Source organism: Vibrio sp. 1249-1, assembly GCF_033340495.1.
This window is the reverse complement of the sequence record NZ_JAWOWJ010000173.1, coordinates 1-989: the sequence shown is the minus strand read 5'-3', so window position 1 is coordinate 989 and position 989 is coordinate 1. Positions and strand designations below refer to the sequence as shown.

The window sequence follows — 989 nt, the reverse complement described above, 5'->3', positions numbered from 1 at the left end:
TTTCACCGCTTCTGTGATAATGCTTGAATCTTCACGACCTGCAGCGAGCAAGTTGATCGGATACAACTTATAGTTCTCGTGTATCTGACGGTCGATTTCATTAGCTAACGATTCTGGCGTTTCAAACTCTTGCTCAATCACGTCACCAAATGCCACATGAACACGGCCTTTGTAACCAACAATGCCTTGGATGATGCTTTCGATATCTTCAAACTCGCCTTTTTCATAACGGCCGTTTTCTGCTTTCTCAAATAGCTCTTTTGCCTTAGCGATGTCACATGGATCATTCTCGTAAGCAATCGAGACCGGCACAATTTTTAACGAGCGCATGTACTCGCCAAACGCGACCTTTTGCTTGCGACCTTCAACGTGGAACATTTTTAAGATCGCAGGATCTGTAAAGTCGTTACCGTCTTTCGCACGCCCTTCTTTTTGAGCAATCCAAATAGAGTTGCCCGTATCCAGCGAGTGTTTGATGTAGCCAGACAACTGTCCAAGCGCTTTCATCATCTCTCGTGGAGCTTTTGCAGAACGCTTAACAATAAAGCTCTTGTTCAAACGCATCAGCTCTGTCGCACACGGTTTTTTCAGCAAATTATCGCCGATTGCAATACGCACAGTGCGGTGACCACTTTGGTACAAACCGTAGTTAACTAAAGCGGGATCCATTGCGATATCGCGATGGTTAGACACGAATAAGTAGGAGGTGTTTTTATCCAGTTTGTCTAAACCAGAGAACGTGACGCCATCCGTTGTCTTATTCAACGTATCTTGAAGGTATTTTTTCACCTCGATTTGGATCGCTTCTACGGAGTCAAGTTTGCTCCACTTCGCTTTTAGGTAAATGCGAAGGAACGGACTCATGAGCGTTTTGAACCATTTCGCTTTGTTTTCAAAACGGTGATCGAGAATCGCAGTGATAAATTCATCATCTTGGATTAGACGATCCAGCGCTGCTGGAATTTCTTCGTCGTTGTAAGGACGAATTT

The 989-nt window shown here is 44.3% G+C and carries 1 protein-coding gene; it reads right to left on the bottom strand.

The window, feature by feature from the left end; all coding sequences use genetic code 11:
* On the bottom strand, positions 1-987 hold a 987-nt coding region (locus tag R7Z50_RS25030), incomplete at its 3' end, for a 1-acyl-sn-glycerol-3-phosphate acyltransferase (RefSeq protein ID WP_318149426.1).
* Positions 988-989: the final 2 nt, after the last annotated feature.